Origin of the sequence: Paenibacillus provencensis, assembly GCF_042678545.1 — a bacterium.
In the GTDB taxonomy this organism is placed as follows: Bacteria; Bacillota; Bacilli; order Paenibacillales; family Paenibacillaceae; genus Paenibacillus; species Paenibacillus provencensis.
In genome coordinates, this window is record NZ_JBHTKX010000003.1 from 360,563 (window position 1) to 379,371 (window position 18,809).

Genomic DNA, 18,809 nt, shown 5'->3' on the forward strand with positions numbered 1-18,809 from the left:
TAAGATCCGTGATATATGGTGAAGGTTCTGCTATTAACCTATGCAGCTCCATTAGCCTGTACACAACACAAGATCTTATATGGATTAGAGCTGATTCCCCCTGTGGGAATCAGCTCTTTTTGTTGCTGCAGCTTCTATATAACTGGCTATCGTTTGTATAGCTTCTGTCTTTCAAACACAGCTCAGGAGAGGGCTTCCCAACTCGAACAAAGGAGGAAGCACGTATGAATCATTCAAACACAGGAATGAACACAGAGGCATCGGCTTTAAGAGAAGAGCATTTGAAGGGTGAATCTGGAAGGCTCCAGCCATTCCCCTCGAGCAAGAAGGTATACATTCAAGGATCGCGCCCGGACATTGCTGTACCTGAGCGCGAAATTGAACTTCATCCCACCAGTACGCCCCAAGGAGTAGAGCAGAATGAGCCATTTCGGGTGTACGATACAAGCGGACCGATGGGAGATTTGAACGGTGAAGTCGATATCCGTCAGGGTCTTCCTTTGCTGCGCCGGAATTGGATACTTGAGCGTGAAGATGTTGAGTTTTATGAAGGAAGAGCAATCCGTCCAGAGGATAATGGGATTCGGTCCGATAGAAGTGCGCAGCAGGAGATAGAGGTGTTCCCGGGCGTCAGAAGGCAGCCGCTTCGAGCCAAGTCAGGACGCTGTGTGACTCAGATGCATTATGCCAAAAAAGGGATCGTGACCCCTGAGATGGAGTTTGCCGCAATCCGGGAGGGGCTTGAAGCGGAGTTTGTAAGGAGTGAAATTGCCAGAGGAAGAGCAATCCTGCCTTCTAACATCAACCATCCGGAGAGTGAGCCGATGCTGATCGGAAGCCGATTCCATGTCAAGATCAATGCGAATATCGGGAACTCTGCAGTTTCCTCTTCTATTGAGGAGGAAGTGGAGAAGATGAGCTGGGCCGTTCACTGGGGAGCGGATACGGTCATGGACCTGTCGACCGGCCGTCATATTCATACGACGAGAGAATGGATTATCCGCAATTCTCCTGTGCCGATAGGCACAGTTCCACTGTATCAAGCGCTGGAGAAGGTAAACGGGGAGGCGGAGAAACTCTCTTGGGAGATTTACAGAGATACGCTGATTGAGCAAGCGGAGCAGGGAGTTGATTATTTTACGATCCATGCGGGAGTACTGCTCAGATATATTCCAATGACAGCAGAGCGAATGACCGGAATTGTGTCACGGGGCGGCTCTATTATGGCAGCATGGTGCCTGGCGCATCATCAGGAGAACTTTTTGTATACTCATTTTGAAGAGATCTGTGAAATTATGAGCAGATATGATGTTGCTTTTTCACTTGGAGATGGACTGAGACCCGGCAGTATCTATGATGCCAATGATGAGGCTCAAATGGCTGAGCTGGCAACACTCGGGGAGCTGACGCAGATCGCCTGGAAGCATGATGTACAGGTGATGATCGAAGGTCCGGGACACGTGCCTATGCACAAGATCAAAGAGAACGTTGATCTGCAGATGGAGATCTGCCAGGAAGCCCCATTTTACACGCTGGGTCCACTTACAACAGATATTGCTCCCGGATATGATCACATTACGTCTGCCATTGGAGCGGCGATGATCGGTTGGTTTGGTACCTCCATGCTATGTTATGTTACGCCGAAGGAGCATTTGGGACTACCTGATAAGAACGATGTGAGGGAGGGGGTCATTGCCTATAAAATCGCTGCCCATGCAGCCGATCTGGCCAAGGGTCACCCAAGAGCACAAAAAAGAGACGATGCCCTCTCCAAGGCAAGATTTGAGTTCCGCTGGAAGGACCAGTTCAATCTGTCTCTTGATCCGGAGCGTGCTCTATCCTACCACGATGAGACTCTTCCAGCCGAAGGTGCAAAAACAGCGCATTTTTGTTCCATGTGTGGTCCGAAATTTTGCAGTATGCGCATCACTCAGGATATTCGGAATATGGCATCCGCCAAAGGAGTTAGTGAGAAGGAAGCGATTCATGCAGGCATGCAGGAGAAGGCGGAGGAATATCGTGGTCAGAACAGGTGATTAGATCCTTACCGTTTACATTAGGAAAATAATGAGAGAGGTCGTTTCACAGATTGCAGATTCTCTAGTTGGGTAAAATAAATGTGAGAGCCATAGGAATGTGAGAGCGATATGACAGCTGTCAAAATTTCATATGATGCCAAGGAGGGAATCGCATTTATGAATACTCCAGTAGCGAATCAAGAAGCAATTGAGACGGTGAGAGATTTGATCAAAGGTATAGATACAGCGATGCTGACAACTGTAACAACAGAAGGGCTTGTCTCCCGTCCGATGAAGACTCAGGAGGTTGAATTCGACGGAGATCTTTGGTTCTTGACGAAAAAGGACACAAACAAATATCAGGAATTGATTCAGAATCCGTTGGTCAATGTAGCCTATGTCGGTAAATCCTATGTTTCCATTCGGGGGGAAGTGGAGCTGATTCAGGATCCGGCGAAAGTGAAGGAATTTTGGAACAAAGCCTATGAGATGCTGCTTGATGTTTCCTATGATGATCCTTCGCTGGTGCTCATTAAGATTCAGGCAGATACCGCCGAGTATTGGGAAACAGGCAGCAAAACCAAGCTGGTCAAGAATCTTATTAACAAAATGACAGGTAATAGTGAGATGGATTTGAACAAGACCGTAGATCTGTAACGGAGCTTGTATATGATCATACTTACCAGGGGGTCCTCATATGGGGGCCCCCACTTTTTTGTGTGCTTCATATTTAATGCAGTGAATCAACTTCATATTTGAGAACCGATATTCATAAATTACACTCCTTCTTAGGGGGCTGTAAGATTTCGTGATTTCCTCATTTTGCATAAAGCAGGAACTCTTGAAACAAAATAGGATGACTTCAAAATTTTCCAGTAAAGAAGGTGTTCCCTGTGTATTTTTATAAAGAGGATCTCATCAACATTATCGTGCCAGACAAGCCAGATCCAGCTGCGGCTAAGGTGCTGCAAGAAGCTTTGGGTGGAAGGTTCGGTGAAATGCGTACGATGATGCAGTATTTTTTTCAGAGCAGTAATTTCCGCGGGAATAAGACCCAATATCGTGATTTGATGCGAGGTGTATTTCTGGAGGAGATCAGCCATGTCGAGCTGGTGCAGACGACGATTAATCAGCTCCTGAACGGATCAGGTGAGGAGACGCCTGGCGACGCGGGTGTTGATGGTGCTCCGCTAGATGAGGCTGTTAGACATGCGAATCCGCATCACTTCATCGTTGGTGCGCAAGGGTCTCTGCCTGTAGATGCAGCCGGAAATCCGTGGATGGGCAATTATGTATACAACCATGGCAATCTCGTGGCTGACCTTATGGATAATCTGGTGCTTGAATCGACGGGTGTTCTGCAAAAGTCCCGTATTTATGAGATGAGCTCCAATAAGACGTTCAGAGAAACCTTAGCCTTTCTCATCGTGCGGGACAATGCGCATCAGAACGCGTTCGCCAAAGCGCTTGAGACGCTTGGTGTAGAGTGGGGCAAGCTGTTCCCGGTGCCTAATTATGATATCCACAAGTATCCGGAGTGCAGAAAATATGTAGACATGGGCTTCCATAACGCACAATTTAACTTTAGGCTGGACGATACCCGGATTGGGGAGATTTTCAGCGGAAAATCCCCTAGCCGTAATGGCGGGGAGCTTGAGGTAACGGCCCCTCCAATCGGACATCCGGTACCTATGCTGCCAGACATGCCGAACGAGCATGCTCCAGGTCTTAACGACTTAAACAGATAACAGCCTGGTTTCTATGTGAAAATAATGCGAAGCTAAATAGAAAAACTCCAGTTCTCCTCGCTTCCTGGCAGCGAGGATCTGGAGTTTTTCTAATGGAAACGAAATCTGCCAGGCATCCACCTGTAAGTTCTCAGCCTGCGGCCGTAAGATTATCCTGCCGGTACTGTCAATTTGATATGCGCCGGCACCGGAGGCTTCACTTCAGCAGGAATTCCTGCCTTAAAAGTGATGCCATTCACTCTTTCCTTGAATTCGGCTTTGGCCTGTTCAATTACTCCGTCTGTATTAAGAAGCAGATCATAAGCAGATAGAGCCATCAGCTTCGCGGCATAATGCATCCCCTTCATTCCAATGGAAGAGCCGAAGGAGGCGGTGGCCTGCCAAGTGTGGACTTGAACCCCCAGTGGAGCGCAAGTCGTCATGACCTGACCCATCGGTGCGATCCAGGACACATCACCTACATCAGAGGAGCCGCCCATCGTTATACCAAAGAATTGTTTATTATTGATAAATTCTGTCGGTAGAATGGATTTGTCAGAGCGCATCGCAGCTTCTGGATTGGCTGCCAGGACATCTGGATGAATGCTTTTAAGCAGCTGTTCGGCGAACACTTCTTCTTCTGGAGTATAAAGGATAGGATCTGCAATTTCGGTTTGAGCATGCATGAGATCATTCAGCGTGGCATTCGGCAGTGTATCATAACAGCCAGCCTTGATGTCCCAGTGTACACTCGTTTCTGTCATCATTGCTGCACCTTGGGCGATTTTGATGAGACGGTCGAGCAAATGATCTACTGCTGTTCGGTCTTTTCCACGTAAAAAGTAGTATACGCTTGCCGCATCTGGTACGATATTCGGCGCCTGGCCGCCGTTTGTAATCTGATAGTGAATTCGGCTGCCGTCCGGCACATGCTCACGAAGGTAATTGGCGCCGACATTCATCAGCTCAACCGCATCCAAGGCACTGCGGCCCAGGTGAGGGGCGGCTCCGGCGTGTGCCGTACGCCCTGAGAAGAAGAACTCGACACCGGTCAGCGCCTGCATGCTGTAGTTGGCCGCCATATTGGAGCTGCCTGGATGCCAGGTAAGTACACAGTCGAGATCATCGAACACGCCATCTCTGGCCATAAAGGTCTTGCCGGATAACAGTTCTTCAGCAGGGCAGCCATAATAACGAATTGTACCGGGGAGCGCTCCTTCGTGAATGAGCTGCTTAAGCGCAGTGACAGCTTCTACTCCAGCGGTTCCTAGCAGATTATGACCACATCCATGTCCAGGACCACCGGGATTGATTGGAGTCTGATCGGGACTCACGGACTGTGACAGACCAGGGAGTGCGTCAAACTCGCCGAGGATGCCGATCACCGGACTTCCCTGACCGTATTCGGCTACAAAGGCGGTAGGAATTTCACCCACACCTGCAGTGATTCTAAACCCCTCTTTTTCAAGAAAACCAGCCTGAAGAGAGGAGGCGTAGGATTCTGTATAGCCGACCTCGGGATGATCCCATATATCCTTAGCCATTTTTGTAAAATGCGGTTCACCTGCGTTAAGGGCTTGTATCAGATTTGTTTTGCTCATGCTTCATACCTCCGGTTTTGTGAATTTTATAGGCTTCCATGGCCGATTAACATAGAACTGTATAACATTGAGTGAGACTACAGAAGCAAAGCTCAGGAAAAAATCAATGTCTTGCCGGCAAAGCACCTGCTGGTTGATCTGTAATGTGATCATCAGGCTGATTGTTTAATCTAGGGATGGTTAACGAAATGATTGCAGCGACGAGGCAGGATGCCGTTAGGAATAAAAAGGCGCTGTTGTAAGAGTTCGTAGATAATATAAGAAAACCCATAATAGCTGGAGATAGGATACCTGCTGCCTGTCCGCCAAAATTGATCATGCCAAAGGCTGTACCGACCACTCTTTGCTTCATCAGTCGATGGGGCAGCGTAAATACAAAGGACAGTGTGAAGGAGCCAAATGCCATGGCAAGACTCATACACAGCATAATTTCGGCGAGTCCGCCGGCACGAGTAACGAGGAACAAGAATAGAGCATACATGAACAGGCAGGCTGTCACTACATACTTCGCTCTGGCTCCGATGCGATCGATAATCCGTCCGCTGACCAGCATACCAAGAGCGGCGATCACTGCTGGAATCGCGGATACAAGACCTGCTGCCTTCAGGTCAATCCCTTGAGCCTCAATCAGATAGGTAGGCATCCACGAGGATAGTCCCCAGCTGGCAATGTTGGCAAAGAAGAAGAGTGCCATTACTTTCCATAGGGTTCTGTTGCGAAGCAGCTCCTTGTATACACCCTTTTCAGCTTTGGGTAAAGAAGAAGCACCTTTCTTGTGTGAAGATCCTCTAGTGATGTAGAGGAACCATATAACGAGTACAACGCCAAGCAGGGAAATCGCGAGAAATGTATGTCTCCACCCTAACCACAGGAGGAGCGGTGTACAAATAATAGGGGCGATCGCTCCTCCGAGTGCATTGGAGGACATCATGGTCGTTTGGGCTTTGGTACGTTTTTCTGTGGAAAAATAATCAGAGATGGCTTTGGTGCTGGCAGAAGGATAGGCTCCTTCCCCAATCCCGAAGAGGAAACGAATCACGAGTAGAGAGGCTAGGGACCAAGCGGCGCCGGATAAACCGGTGAATAGGGACCAGAACAGGATAGCGACGACGATGACTTTGCGTGAACCGAACTTGTCAGCGAGCCATCCACCGGGAATTTGCATGAGCGCATAACCGACGAAAAAGCTGCTCAGTACAATGCCGAGTGCCGAAGCATCCAGACTCATGTCTTGCCCCATTTGGCTGAGAGCCAAAGTGATTACCCCTCGGTCAATATAGGAGACAATCCAGGCTGCAAATAAGGCGGTAAGTATCAATTTACTGTTGGGCTCTTTTTTCATAGCAACTCACCTCCAAACGATTGTGTTAAGTATGGTAACATTTTATAATGTGAGTTAACGAATATCATTGTTCATATGACTAATGTTTTATATAGAACATTGTAGGTATCTCCAATGACAATACAATTTCAGTTAAATTGCATTTATTTATGTTATGTTAATTGACATCGTGTGGTTGTGAAGGGGTGTTGAGAGTGGATCTGTCTCAATTTTTGGAGAAGAGATTTGGAAACGCGGATTATGGCGCATGGTTTTATACGGAGGATGACGGAAGCTTATACCCGTGGCTGGGAACGGCCAGGGCCAATAGGCTCATGATGCATTTTAAGGCCGCAATGCTATTGCCGTTTCAACTGGACAGGGAAGAAATCATATGCCGTACCTTGCAAGTACAAGAATCTGAGCTCTTATGCATCTACTTTTCACCGAATTATGCTTCAGAACAGAGACATATGCTGATGCTGATCGAAGCCGAAGGCGGGATGGCAGACAGTGAGCTTGAGCAGCTGGTGATGCTGACGCGAATTGAGCTGCTGACGCGAAGGCTGGAGAAGCAAAAGCTTGATCATGAACGATGGCTAGAAGGTCTCCGGGCACTAACCTCTTCCCTTGACCTGAATGAATTACTCCTGCACATTATGCAGAATGCGCTGAAGGTTATCCCTGCTGCGGATTGCGGCTTCTTCATGATGTATGACGAGGTGGAGAAGAGACTGGTACCCAAGGCGAGCATTGGGATCAAAGATACGATTTATCAGTTTCAGACAAGGCACACCCAGGGGATTACAGGTAAAGTATTCAGCAGCGGAATGGGGAAGATTTACAACTCTAAAACGGCCCTGGATGCGATGGACGATGTTCCGAAGGATACGCTGAGCTATCTTGTTAACGCTTTTGGCGGAGATGTGGTGCAGGTGATATCTGTCATTGCGGTCCCAGTCACGATGAATCGGGATCGGATTGGAGTTATGCTGGTGCATCAGCTGCAGGATGGAAGGAGACCTTTTCATGATCAGGACCTGCTGCATCTTCAGGGCTTTGCAGATCAAGCAGCCATTGCGATATCCAATGCCAGAATGTACTCAGAGCTGCGGGAAGCGAACCAATATCTCGTTAAACGAAGCGACATTCACAATGTGTTTACCAAGCTTTCTGTCCGGCAAGAAAGTGTGGAGGTGCTGGTGGATCAAGTGCTGGGTATGCTGAAGCTGCCACTACGTTTTGTTGACCTGCTGTTGAACAACTGGCATCCTGCATCTGTCGATAAGCATGAGCTCTCACATCTGGACCTGTTTCAGTTGTTTGAATCCAATAAAGCTCCTGTTACGATAACGGGCAGTCATGATCATGCGTATTATTTGTACCCTGTGGTGAATGGCCCGGTGCTGCTGGGCGTATTCGTTATTCCGCTGCTTCGTCCGATGGAGCCGCTGGATCACATTGTACTGGAGCAGGGAGGGGCTATCGTCGCACTGCAGCTAATGAACACTCACTCCGCTACAGAAATGTATTACAAACGGAGCCATGAGTTTTTTAACGAGCTGGTGCAGTATCGTGAGCCTGAACGTGTAGCGGCCAAGATGAGTAATTTTGGACTGCCTAAGGATGCTCCTCTGTTCGTTAGTGTCCTTCACCTTCTGGGGGAGCATGGGGATCTGAAGCAGCGCGAAATTGATTTGCGCAAATTGATACTTGATTTAGAAAAAGAGCTCGGCCATAGTGACAAGCTGCTGTTTGGCTCCCATGATAAAGTGACGATTATTGCAGCAGCGCTGAATATCGCTCAGCAAAAGCAAATGGTGGATCGGATGAGAGCAGCTGCTGAGCGTTGGGCAAGAACAACGGGCAAATCCGTCAGCGGGGGGATTGGCGGCTTGTACAGTGGTCTTGACCAGGTGGCTAGGAGTAACGATGAGGCACTCGACGCCTTGTCCCTCCTGCTGCGCAGGCGAAAGACGGGGCTCACCCGTTATGAGGATATCGGGGTGAATCAGTTGTTTCTCAATCAGGAGCCTGCCAAGATTGAGCATTATATCGAGAGCGTGCTATCTCCACTGCATTCGAGGGGCAAGCAGCAGGGAGAAGATCTGGTACGTACGCTAAAAGCTTACATGGCTGCAAATCGCTCAGCTTCAGCAGCTGCCGAAGAGCTGCATATTCACATCAACACATTGTACCACCGGCTGCATAAGATTGAGGAGCTGATGCAGGTCAGTTTAAGGGATCCCGATGACTGGCTCAAGGTATATCTGGCTTGCCATCTCAGCGAGACCTATTGAACTGGCCCTGAAATTTAGAGATATGCATCTAATTATCAAGAGCCGATAAATCTATCATTCTTGCGGAGATGGCCGTTCGATAAACAAATATGAAATTTAAATAGGCCGTATCCAACTGCCCAAGGGCAGAGGATACGGCCTTACTATTGATTCGTGGATTATTTCATCAGCTGACGAAGCACAGTTTGCAGAATACCGCCATTGCGGTAGTAATCTACGTCAACCATACTGTCAAGACGCGCGATAACAGGGAACTCAAATGTAGTACCGTCCTCGCGTGTTGCAGTTACAGTCAATTCTTGACCTGGAGTCACCTCATTGGAGAGACCGACGATATCAAACGTTTCGCGGCCGTTCAGTCCAAGGCTGGACCAGCCATAACCTTCTTTGAACTGAAGCGGGAGCACGCCCATACCTACCAGGTTACTGCGGTGAATCCGCTCAAAGCTCTCAGCGATAACGGCTTTGACGCCAAGGAGAAGCGTACCTTTGGCTGCCCAGTCACGGGAGCTTCCTGTACCATACTCTTTACCAGCCAGTACGATGAGGTTTCTACCTTTCTCCTGATACTTCATGGAAGCATCGTAGATGGACATGACTTCATCGGTAGGGAGGTATTTCGTAACCCCGCCTTCCGTGCCTGGTGCCACTTGGTTACGAATACGGATGTTCGCAAAGGTACCACGCATCATAACTTCATGGTTACCGCGGCGAGAGCCGTAGGAGTTGAAGTCCTTGCGTTCTACACCATGCTCTTTGAGGTACAGACCAGCCGGGCTGGTTGGCGAAATATTACCTGCAGGCGAGATATGGTCTGTCGTTACAGAATCGCCCAGCAATGCAAGCACGCGTGCATCACGAATGTTCTGGATGTCGTTCAGATCGCCTTCAAGGCCTTCAAAGAACGGCGGATTCTGGATGTAGGTGGAATTCTCATCCCATTCATACAGCTCGCCTTCCGGAACATCAATCGCATTCCATCGTTCGTTAGCAGTGAAGACGTTCGCGTATTTATTGCGGAACATATCTGCGTTAAGCGAGGTATTGATCGCTTCTTGAATCTCTGCAGAAGTCGGCCAGATATCCTTGAGATATACAGGCTGATTGCTCTGATCGTAGCCGATCGGATCGTTCTGCAGATCGATGTTCACCGTACCAGCCAGTGCGTAAGCAACAACAAGCGGCGGAGAAGCCAGATAGTTTGCTTTGACCTGGGCATGGACACGGCCTTCAAAGTTACGGTTACCCGATAGTACTGCTGCAACGGTCAAATCGTTGTCAGCAATCGCCTGGCTTACTTCATCTGGAAGTGGGCCGGAGTTACCGATACAGGTTGCGCAACCGTAGCCTGCAACGTTGAAGCCCAGCTTCTCCAGCGGATCAAGCAGATTTGCCTTGGTCAGGTACTCTGTAACAACAAGAGAACCTGGAGTCAGCGAGGTCTTAACATAACCAGGCTTGGTCAGTCCGCGTTCTACCGCTTTCTTCGCAAGAAGTCCAGCGCCGACCATAACGCTTGGGTTGGAAGTGTTCGTACAGCTCGTAATTGCAGCAATAACAACTGAGCCTGGGCTCAGCTCGCTCTTGGAACCGTCAGGATGGGAGACAGGCACCTTCTCTGCGATCTTCTCATCGCTCAGTCCGTATCCGCCCTTGTCGATTGGTGTGCGGACAATGCCTTCCCAGTTCTCTTTCATATTAGACAGCTCAATCCGGTCTTGAGGACGTTTAGGTCCTGCAAGGCTCGGTACAACCGAGGCCAGATCAAGTTCAATGGTATCTGTAAAGACAGGATCTTCCGTATGGTTCGTACGGAACATGCCTTGAGATTTGTAATATGCTTCTACCAGCTCAATTTGCTCTTCAGAACGACCTGTATTACGCAGATAGTTCAGCGTCTCCTGATCGACAGGGAAGAAGCCTACCGTTGCGCCATATTCAGGAGCCATATTAGCCACTGTCGCACGATCAGCCAAGCTGATGTTGGACAGACCAGGACCATAGAATTCAACGAACTTGCCGACAACGCCCTTCTTACGAAGCATTTCGGTAACCGTCAGGGCAAGGTCAGTTGCCGTAGAACCTTCTGCAAGACTGCCTGTCAGCTTGAAGCCGATAACCTCAGGCGTTACGAAGTAGAGAGGTTGTCCTAGCATTCCGGCTTCTGCCTCGATACCGCCGACACCCCAGCCCACAACGCCGAGACCGTTGATCATCGTTGTATGGGAGTCCGTACCCACCAGAGAGTCCGGGAATACAACCGTTTCACCGTCGATCTCTTTGGTAGTGGCTACGGAAGCGAGATATTCAAGGTTAACCTGGTGAACAATCCCTGTAGAAGGAGGAACTGCACGGAAATTGTCAAAAGCGGTCTGTGCCCAGCGAAGGAAGCGATAACGCTCTTCATTGCGCTCAAATTCCACTTTAATGTTATAGTCTAGTGCGCTGTTCGTCCCGAATGCATCGACCATTACGGAGTGGTCAATGACGAGATCGACAGGAACGAGTGGATTGATCTTCTTCGGATCGCCGCCGGCTTTCTTCACCGTATCGCGCATGGCGGCAAGGTCAACGACCACTGGAACGCCAGTAAAGTCCTGCAGTACGATACGTGCAGGAATAAAAGGAATTTCTTTATTGTTATCTTTGCCTTCTGCCCAGCCTGTAAGCTGGCTTACATGATCTTCGGTAATGGCGCGTCCGTCGAACTGACGGATGGCTGCTTCGAGGAGCACCTTAATGGAGAAAGGCAGCTTGGAAATGTCGCCGCGTCCTTGCTCCTCAAGAGTTTTGAGGCTGTAATAGCGGTACGTTTTGCCTCCGACTTCAAGCGAGCTTGCAGCAGAGAAATGATTCTGTTGAGACATGGATGTACCTCCTTGATTAATAGTATTCCAGAAGTTCATTTTTTCCGATCAATGTCCATGGAGTTTCATAGTATGAAACGTAATTTCAAAAAATGAACTTTTGATTTTAGTATACCGTTTTCATCCATTGGCGTAAAGTTTTTTTTCTCGTAAAAACGCCTATTTTTGCAGGGGAGTGAATGCTTCAGCTCTCTCGGGATAGGCCCCGTACATACCAAGATAAACTTAATCATATAGTGGAAAGAGAATGTAAACATACGATCGAGAGGATAGACGGAATGGAAGAAAGGGGACATGGGCCGTTGGAGCGCGAATGGAAGAACATCTTGTATTCTTATGTGAAAGAGTATAATCGGAGCGAAGTTGATCACAAGGAGCAGGAGCAGTATGTCATTACAGATCTTGCTGTCCTGCTGGAAAGAGGCAAGCGGGCCGCCAAGCTGGATCAGTGGTATCGCGAGCGTCAGGCCGTACCCCTGCGCTGCGAGACAAGCGCTAAGCTGCTCCGGACACTGTCGGATCGCAAGGGTGAAGCTGTGGTTGATGTACAGCTGTACAGCCGGTTATTCTACTCCAAGGGGGGGATGACGCACCGGGAGGACCGCATTGAGAAGGAGCGGCTGACCTTCACCAAGGATGGTAATCATTGGGTCGTATCACGTGTTGTTAGAGATGTGCAGGAGCGAAAGCCCGTCGCTTATGAAACGTTGATCGCAGCAGAGAATGCGAAGCAGGCAGGCATACTGAGAAAGCCTCTGCTGAATAGAGAAGTGCTGTATCCAGGGATTCCTGCCAGACTGGTTCGATACCGTAGAGAGGATGCGGTAGCTTATGCAGATCAATGGTGGAATTCGGGTAATCCGGAGTTTGAAGAATTCGAAGTGAATTGCACCAATTATATATCTCAATGTCTCTTTGCAGGGGGAGCGCCGATCAACTATACTGGTAGGAGAGAAACAGGCTGGTGGTATAAAGGTTACGCTTCCGGAAAAGAGCAATGGAGCTATAGCTGGGCCGTATCTGATAGTTTGAATAATTATCTTACGCGGAATAATAACGGGCTGACAGCAACACTTGTTGACGGGCCGGAGCAGCTTCAGCTTGGCGATGTTATTTTCTATGATTGGAATGGGGACGGCAGGTATCAGCACAGTACGATTGTAACGGCTTTTGATGCAGGCGGAATGCCCCTTGTGAATGCGAACACCGTAAGCAGCAGGCATCGTTATTGGGACTACAAGGATTCTTATGCCTGGACAGAGAACACAACATACCGGTTATTCCACATCGCAGATACTTTTGGAGCCTAAAAAAAGCGTAACGCTCATCCTTAGGATGAATATACTACTGGCATAATTCGGTAGGCCTTGGCGGATACGATAATCTAAACGATTCTCTACCTTGGACCTGTAACCGTTAAGAAACCGGAGGTAAGTCATGGTACACAGTGAACACAACAAGATGACCGTAGGTGTGGTCTATGGAGGTAAGTCAGGAGAGCATGAGGTTTCATTGCAGACCGCATTTGCCGTCATCAGCGCATTTGATTTTGATAAATATGAAATCATTCCTTTCTTTATATCGAAGCAGGGAAGCTGGGCTAGGGGAAACAGGCTCACTTCGCCTCCTGCCAGTATAGATGAGCTTAAGCTCGGTGGAAGTGCCGAAGAAACAAAAGATGCACTGAATTTAGTGTTCGGACGCCTGTATGGTACCGAGGGTGAACTAGATGTCATGTTCCCGCTGCTGCACGGTACGAACGGCGAAGATGGCACAATTCAAGGCTTGTTTGAAATGGCTGATATCCCTTATGTCGGTGCAGGCGTGCTGCCTTCTGCAGCAGGCATGGATAAAGTCGTGATGAAGAAGCTGTTTGCACAGGCGGGTCTACCGCAATGTGAATTTGCGTATTTCAATCATATGCAGTGGAAACGCTCGAGTCATGATCTCATCGTGGGGATGGAAGACCAGCTGGGCTATCCGATGTTTGTTAAACCAGCGAATCTTGGATCAAGTGTAGGTATTTCCAAGGCGCGTAATCGCGATGAGCTCGTTCAAGCGGTAGAATTCGCATTCCGCTACGATATCAAAGTCATCGTTGAAGAGTTTGTAGATGCGAGAGAAGTAGAAGTGAGCGTACTCGGTAACGAGGAAGCGATCGCTTCTGTTCCGGGGGAGATTGTATCCTCCAGTGAATATTATGATTATGCGGCAAAATATATCGACGGCCAGTCACAGATGCTGATTCCCGCGCCGCTCGATGAGGAAGAGGCAGACCGTGTTCGTGAGGCTGCTCTGCAGGCATTTCGTGCCATTGAAGGCAACGGCATTACACGTGCGGATTTCTTCATTCGCAGATCTGACGGAGCACTTCTTATAAATGAAGTGAATACGATGCCGGGCTTTACACCATTCAGCATGTATCCATTGCTGTGGCGGGAGACGGGAGTATCTTACAAAGCGTTGCTGGATCGGATGATTGAGCTTGCCCTGGAGCGGTATGCCCTGAAACAAGCGCTGAATTACGAGAATGGTAACCGGTAGTCAATGAGGAAACAAAGGGGAGTGATATGCTCTCCTTTTTTCATATATACAGGAAGTTCACGACAATCTTGTGGACCCGGAATTTTGGATACAGGAGGTTATTGATGATGGGGTTTCAAACCGAGTTTAATTCTGTCTGTAAATTTAAGAGCGATCAGGAGCTGTACGAGCTGCTGGAATATGGCCGGGGCAAAATGGTGAAACAGGGATTTCGGGTGTTTCCCACTGGGCAGAAGGTCATTGCCTATACTCCTGAGAATACCGCGGTTGCCATTGTTAAGATTGTGGGCTGCATTGCCGAGATTAATTTTCAAGGACAAGAGGTCACCGAGGTGGAAATGGTGCTTGAACGCAAGCTGAACGAAGAGGAATCCCGGATTCAGACTGCGCTTGCTGATGAAATGTTTTTTGGAGATCAGAATAAGTAGCCTGGGTGAGGCTCCGAGAAGGTTTTAATCCGAACACATAGGGTATAACTGTACTATTATGACGAAGGGATTGAACCGCTTCCATGATTGTACGATTCGGATATGTCGCCATGTCAATGGTAGTAGCGAACGCGTCTCCGTCCAAGACGATGACGATGGCGAGTTTTAACAAAATAGAAGATCGGGAAGCAGCGATCCGCAAGCTCGAACGCATTGCTGCCGAGAACTTACATAACACCCTCAGGCTGCTGAGGCATAATCTTGCAAGTGATATTAAAGTCTATCGATTCTCATCCAAGCTCATACCGCTTGCTACACACGGAGATTTGGCAGATTGGGACCCATTTGCGGCATTAGCGCCCTCTTTTCAGGAGGTCGGTGATTTTGTGAAAAAGCATGGGATGCGCGTTTCGTTTCACCCCGATCATTTTACGGTGTTAAGTACACCTCGCGAGGAAGTGCTGAGAAGCTCCATTCGTGATCTAATGCACCATAAGGCGATGCTCGATGCGATGGGACTGGATGCAAGAGCGAAGAATAATATTCATATCGGCGGTGCATATGGGGACAAGAGGAAGGCAGCAGAACGATTCGTTGTCAATGCGGAATCCCTGCCTCCCGAGTTACTGCAGCGGATTACGCTTGAGAATGATGACAAGACCTTCACAGCGGTCGAAACGCTGGAGGTATGCAAGAAGACAGGCCTTCCGATGGTGCTTGATATCCATCATCAGTGGGTGAATAACGACGGGGAAGCACCTTGGGAGTTGTGGGATGAGATTCTAGAGACATGGAAGACGATTTATGCTCAGGCGGACACTTCTCCAGAGAGCCCTCTGCCTCCTAAAATTCATGTATCGAGTCCCAAGAATGAGAAGGATATCCGGAGCCATGCAGATGGTGTTGTACTGGAGCCGCTGCTCGACTTCTTGCGTCATATTGCAGACCGGACCCCTGCCATTGATGTCATGATTGAAGCGAAACGCAAAGACGAAGCGCTATTTAATTTAATGAAGGATTTTGGAGAGCTGGCGGGGAAAGGCCTTGAAATGATAGACGGAGCTACAATTCGCATGTAAGGGACAGCTCGCCAATCTCGCCAAGGCTGATATTAATATGGTTAATTGATTGTATTTGGCGGATTTATGTGAAATTCTAAAATGCACAAAATGGTGAAATAGGGCTTTTTACGTGTAACGAGAACGCGTTTTTGACGTTATTATTATAATAAGCTTAGCTATAGTTCATTCTGTATAGCTCAAAGATACAAAGAAAGTAGTGTGATCGCTTTGAACGACAATCAGAAGATTCCATATGTAGTTACTAGTAAGAGTTATACTGCTGTTGCAATTAATGCTGCTGCCAAAGCGGGAGAGTGGATTAAGAGCCGTGCCGGCTCTACCTTTAAAATGGCGACGAAATATTCAGCACAGGATTTGGTCACCGAGGTGGATAAAGGAGCAGAGCAGATGATTCGAAGGCTGATCCTCACTCATTTTCCTGACCATGCGATTCTGGGTGAAGAGGGGGTCGAGCCGGGAGCGGAAGCATCGGCGAAGGCGCTTGAGGCGGCACGCGAGGAAGAATTTTTGTGGATCGTGGACCCGGTAGATGGCACGACAAACTTCGTGCATGGCTTTCCTTTTTTCTCCGTATCCATTGCACTTGCCCATCGCGGTGAAGTTATCGTAGGTGTAATCTATGATCCTATTCGAGATGAGCTCTTTGTAGCTGAGAAGGGGAAAGGCGCGTATGTTCATGGAGATCGGATGAAGGTCTCTAGTGAAGCAAGCTTATCAGACAGCTTGGTAGCGATTGGGTTCCCTCCAGATCCCGAATTTGCGCTCCCTGCGAACATGAGTGTTGCTAAGACACTGGCACCCAAAGTGCGCAATCTGAGAGCAGGAGGCTCGGCTGCGCTTCACCTGGCCTATGTGGCAGCAGGCAGACTCAGCGCATACACCGAGATTGGGCTCAATCCTTGGGATATCGCTGCAGGGGCCCTGCTGGTTCAAGAATCTGGGGGAATCGTAACGGATACACAAGGCAACCCATATCATTTGGCTGTTCGGTATGTTGCAGCAAGCAACGGACGTATTCATGAGGAACTCATTCGTACACTTACAGAAGAGAATGCTACCGGCGTAAACTGATGCAGATCTTGCATAACAACCTCCTCTGCGGTGGAATAATGTATGCAAAAACAAAGGAGTGATGGACCGTGAAGGATTCAAGTGAACTGGAACGCCAGCTTAGCGAAATGCTGACTGAAGGAGAGCCTGAATTTGGAGACCGCAAGGAAAGAGAGCGGCAGAACATGTCTCCGAAGCACGAAATCCGCATTCAGACGCAGCTCGATCCGATTGTAGAAGAAACGAAGAAGTTTCGCCGTATAGCGAAGGAAGTAGATCATCGGTATGATGCTTATATGAAGAAGGCGGGTTTATCCGAGAAGGGTTCCGACGAGGAATAAAGATAGAATCACATTGCCCCCTATTCATTGATTAATACTGCAGAGATGCCCCGATATCGGGGCTCTTTTTTTCGTGTAAAGTTCGGAAATAGTAGTATCTCCCTCAATACGCTTGGTGGTAAAATAAGGAACATGGCATGAGAGAGGGGGATATTGTTACTTATGATGAAAATAGCAAGCTTCAGAAGAAGGATTAAGCAAGGATTTGTCTTACTATTTGCAGGGGGCCTCTTCTTGTACGCCTGGCATACGGCGGTGTATGCGCAGGAAGTGACTAGCAAAGAGCCGTTTAAGATTGTTGCACTCGGAGACTCGATAACGGTAGGTTATGAACCGGGAATGGAGGATTACTCTACGGCTCCTTACGGCTACGTCGAGCGTTTGCTTGAACAAGGTCTATTGCATGAGCGGACGGTGGTAACAAACTACGGAATCGGCGGATTAAAAAGCAATGGATTGAAGGAGTTTGCACAAGCGATATTTAACGAGGAGACAGTGACCCCTGAGGAAATACAGCCAGGACTTCCAGATGCTCGTGTGGCTTCTTATATGGTCAGCATCCGTCAGATTAAACAGGATGTGACTGAGGCAGATGTCATTACAATCACGATCGGCGGCAATGATGTATCTGAGCTGCTTGTGACAGCCGACGGAATGAATGATTCAGACTTGAATCAAAGAGTTGAGGAGATGCTTGCAAAATATACTTTAGAGGTGACGGCCGCTGTTCAGCAGCTTCACGCAATGAACAGTAATGCCATGATTGTACTGGCAGACCAGTATCAGCCGGTCCCCAAGGTGGGCAATGCAGGTCTCTATGCCAAGCTGATGGAAGCAAGCGCTGAGTTTACCCGCACAGTGGATGCGCTGGCTGCTGAACTCAGCACTCAAGGCGTTCCTATCAAGGTCGCACATATCGCCCAGGCGTTCGCCGGAGGCGAGGGGACGATGACCCATATGATCGGCAGCCGGGATTTTCATCCAAATCAGCTCGGCTATGAAGCGATTGCCAAGGTGTTTGCAGAATCCATATGGGGGCAATACGTCAAATTAAAGGCGGCAGAGACCGGGGAGCCGATGAACATCATCGTCAGCGGCAAGCTGCTGGATACTCCGTATAAGCCGGTGCTGCGAAACAATCAGAACTATGTGGCGATTCAGGATATTGTAAGTGCCGTAGGCGCAAAATCACAGTGGATTCATGAAGCGAAGGCGACGCTGATTACGTATAATGCAAATCGTGTTCAGATACAGATTAATAAACCGAACGTACTTGTAAATGGTCAGCTGATCCCTGTCAAGAATGCTCCTTTCCTTCATCAAGTAGGCAAGGAAGCGAAGACTTATGTTCCTCTTGCCCTTATCGCAGAAGGACTGGGTTATGATGTGCAGTACAATGCCAAGCTGAAGACTGTCTTTATCAATCCATAATTATTAAGTCGATGGCAGCTGTTCACACCTAGTCACGGCTGACTGAAGCTGCTCTATTAAGAGCAGCTTTTTTTACTGTACAATAATTATTGAAATGTA

The 18,809-nt window shown here is 48.5% G+C and carries 14 protein-coding genes; 11 read left to right on the forward strand and 3 right to left on the reverse strand.

Annotation, left to right across the window (positions count from 1 at the left end; all coding sequences use genetic code 11):
• Window positions 1-245 precede the first annotated feature (245 nt).
• From thiC to ACFQ3J_RS20390, 3 genes are all read left to right on the forward strand, one after another.
• The gene (gene thiC, locus ACFQ3J_RS20380) at window positions 246-2,036 is read left to right on the forward strand and encodes a phosphomethylpyrimidine synthase ThiC (RefSeq protein WP_091159810.1); all 1,791 of its coding nucleotides are present in this window, start codon (window positions 246-248) and stop codon (window positions 2,034-2,036) included.
• A gap of 159 nt (window positions 2,037-2,195) precedes the next feature.
• The gene (locus tag ACFQ3J_RS20385; RefSeq protein ID WP_251583846.1) at window positions 2,196-2,675 is read left to right on the forward strand and encodes a pyridoxamine 5'-phosphate oxidase family protein; all 480 of its coding nucleotides are present in this window, start codon (window positions 2,196-2,198) and stop codon (window positions 2,673-2,675) included.
• A 236-nt stretch (window positions 2,676-2,911) separates the two neighbouring features.
• On the forward strand, window positions 2,912-3,766 hold the full coding sequence (locus tag ACFQ3J_RS20390; RefSeq protein ID WP_091159720.1) for a manganese catalase family protein: 855 nt from the start codon (window positions 2,912-2,914) through the stop codon (window positions 3,764-3,766).
• 149 nt (window positions 3,767-3,915) lie between these two features.
• Here ACFQ3J_RS20390 and ACFQ3J_RS20395 read toward each other — a convergent pair whose 3' ends face one another.
• Window positions 3,916-5,346 (reverse strand): amidohydrolase, encoded by a 1,431-nt coding sequence (locus ACFQ3J_RS20395; RefSeq protein ID WP_251583847.1) that lies wholly within the window; start codon window positions 5,344-5,346, stop codon window positions 3,916-3,918.
• 103 nt (window positions 5,347-5,449) lie between these two features.
• Window positions 5,450-6,688, reverse strand: a complete 1,239-nt coding sequence (locus ACFQ3J_RS20400; RefSeq protein WP_251583848.1) for an MFS transporter — start codon at window positions 6,686-6,688, stop codon at window positions 5,450-5,452.
• A gap of 194 nt (window positions 6,689-6,882) precedes the next feature.
• Here ACFQ3J_RS20400 and ACFQ3J_RS20405 point away from each other — a divergent pair, with 194 nt between their 5' ends.
• Window positions 6,883-8,967, forward strand: coding sequence for a helix-turn-helix domain-containing protein (locus ACFQ3J_RS20405; protein WP_251583849.1), 2,085 nt, complete (start codon window positions 6,883-6,885; stop codon window positions 8,965-8,967).
• Between the two features lie 158 nt (window positions 8,968-9,125).
• Here ACFQ3J_RS20405 and acnA read toward each other — a convergent pair whose 3' ends face one another.
• Window positions 9,126-11,834 carry an aconitate hydratase AcnA gene (acnA, locus tag ACFQ3J_RS20410; RefSeq protein ID WP_091159726.1) on the reverse strand — a complete coding sequence of 903 codons (2,709 nt, stop codon included), beginning with the start codon at window positions 11,832-11,834 and terminating at the stop codon, window positions 9,126-9,128.
• A 278-nt stretch (window positions 11,835-12,112) separates the two neighbouring features.
• On the opposite strand from acnA, the gene ACFQ3J_RS20415 reads away from it, so the two are divergent.
• The 7 genes from ACFQ3J_RS20415 to ACFQ3J_RS20445 all read left to right on the forward strand — a co-directional run bounded on the left by ACFQ3J_RS20415 (window position 12,113) and on the right by ACFQ3J_RS20445 (window position 18,710).
• On the forward strand, window positions 12,113-13,144 hold the full coding sequence (locus tag ACFQ3J_RS20415; RefSeq protein ID WP_091159728.1) for an amidase domain-containing protein: 1,032 nt from the start codon (window positions 12,113-12,115) through the stop codon (window positions 13,142-13,144).
• 127 nt (window positions 13,145-13,271) lie between these two features.
• Window positions 13,272-14,378, forward strand: a complete 1,107-nt coding sequence (locus tag ACFQ3J_RS20420) for a D-alanine--D-alanine ligase (protein WP_251583850.1) — start codon at window positions 13,272-13,274, stop codon at window positions 14,376-14,378.
• A gap of 107 nt (window positions 14,379-14,485) precedes the next feature.
• A complete protein-coding gene (locus tag ACFQ3J_RS20425; protein WP_091159731.1) occupies window positions 14,486-14,806 on the forward strand; it encodes a hypothetical protein in 321 nt (106 codons plus the stop codon).
• 83 nt (window positions 14,807-14,889) lie between these two features.
• Window positions 14,890-15,885 carry a UV DNA damage repair endonuclease UvsE gene (gene uvsE / locus ACFQ3J_RS20430; protein WP_251583851.1) on the forward strand — a complete coding sequence of 332 codons (996 nt, stop codon included), beginning with the start codon at window positions 14,890-14,892 and terminating at the stop codon, window positions 15,883-15,885.
• 210 nt (window positions 15,886-16,095) lie between these two features.
• A complete protein-coding gene (locus ACFQ3J_RS20435; protein WP_285850267.1) occupies window positions 16,096-16,959 on the forward strand; it encodes an inositol monophosphatase family protein in 864 nt (287 codons plus the stop codon).
• A gap of 68 nt (window positions 16,960-17,027) precedes the next feature.
• Complete coding sequence (locus tag ACFQ3J_RS20440) at window positions 17,028-17,279, forward strand: hypothetical protein (RefSeq protein WP_251583852.1); 252 nt, start codon at window positions 17,028-17,030, stop codon at window positions 17,277-17,279.
• A gap of 162 nt (window positions 17,280-17,441) precedes the next feature.
• Window positions 17,442-18,710 (forward strand): GDSL-type esterase/lipase family protein, encoded by a 1,269-nt coding sequence (locus ACFQ3J_RS20445; RefSeq protein ID WP_251583853.1) that lies wholly within the window; start codon window positions 17,442-17,444, stop codon window positions 18,708-18,710.
• Window positions 18,711-18,809 lie beyond the last annotated feature (99 nt).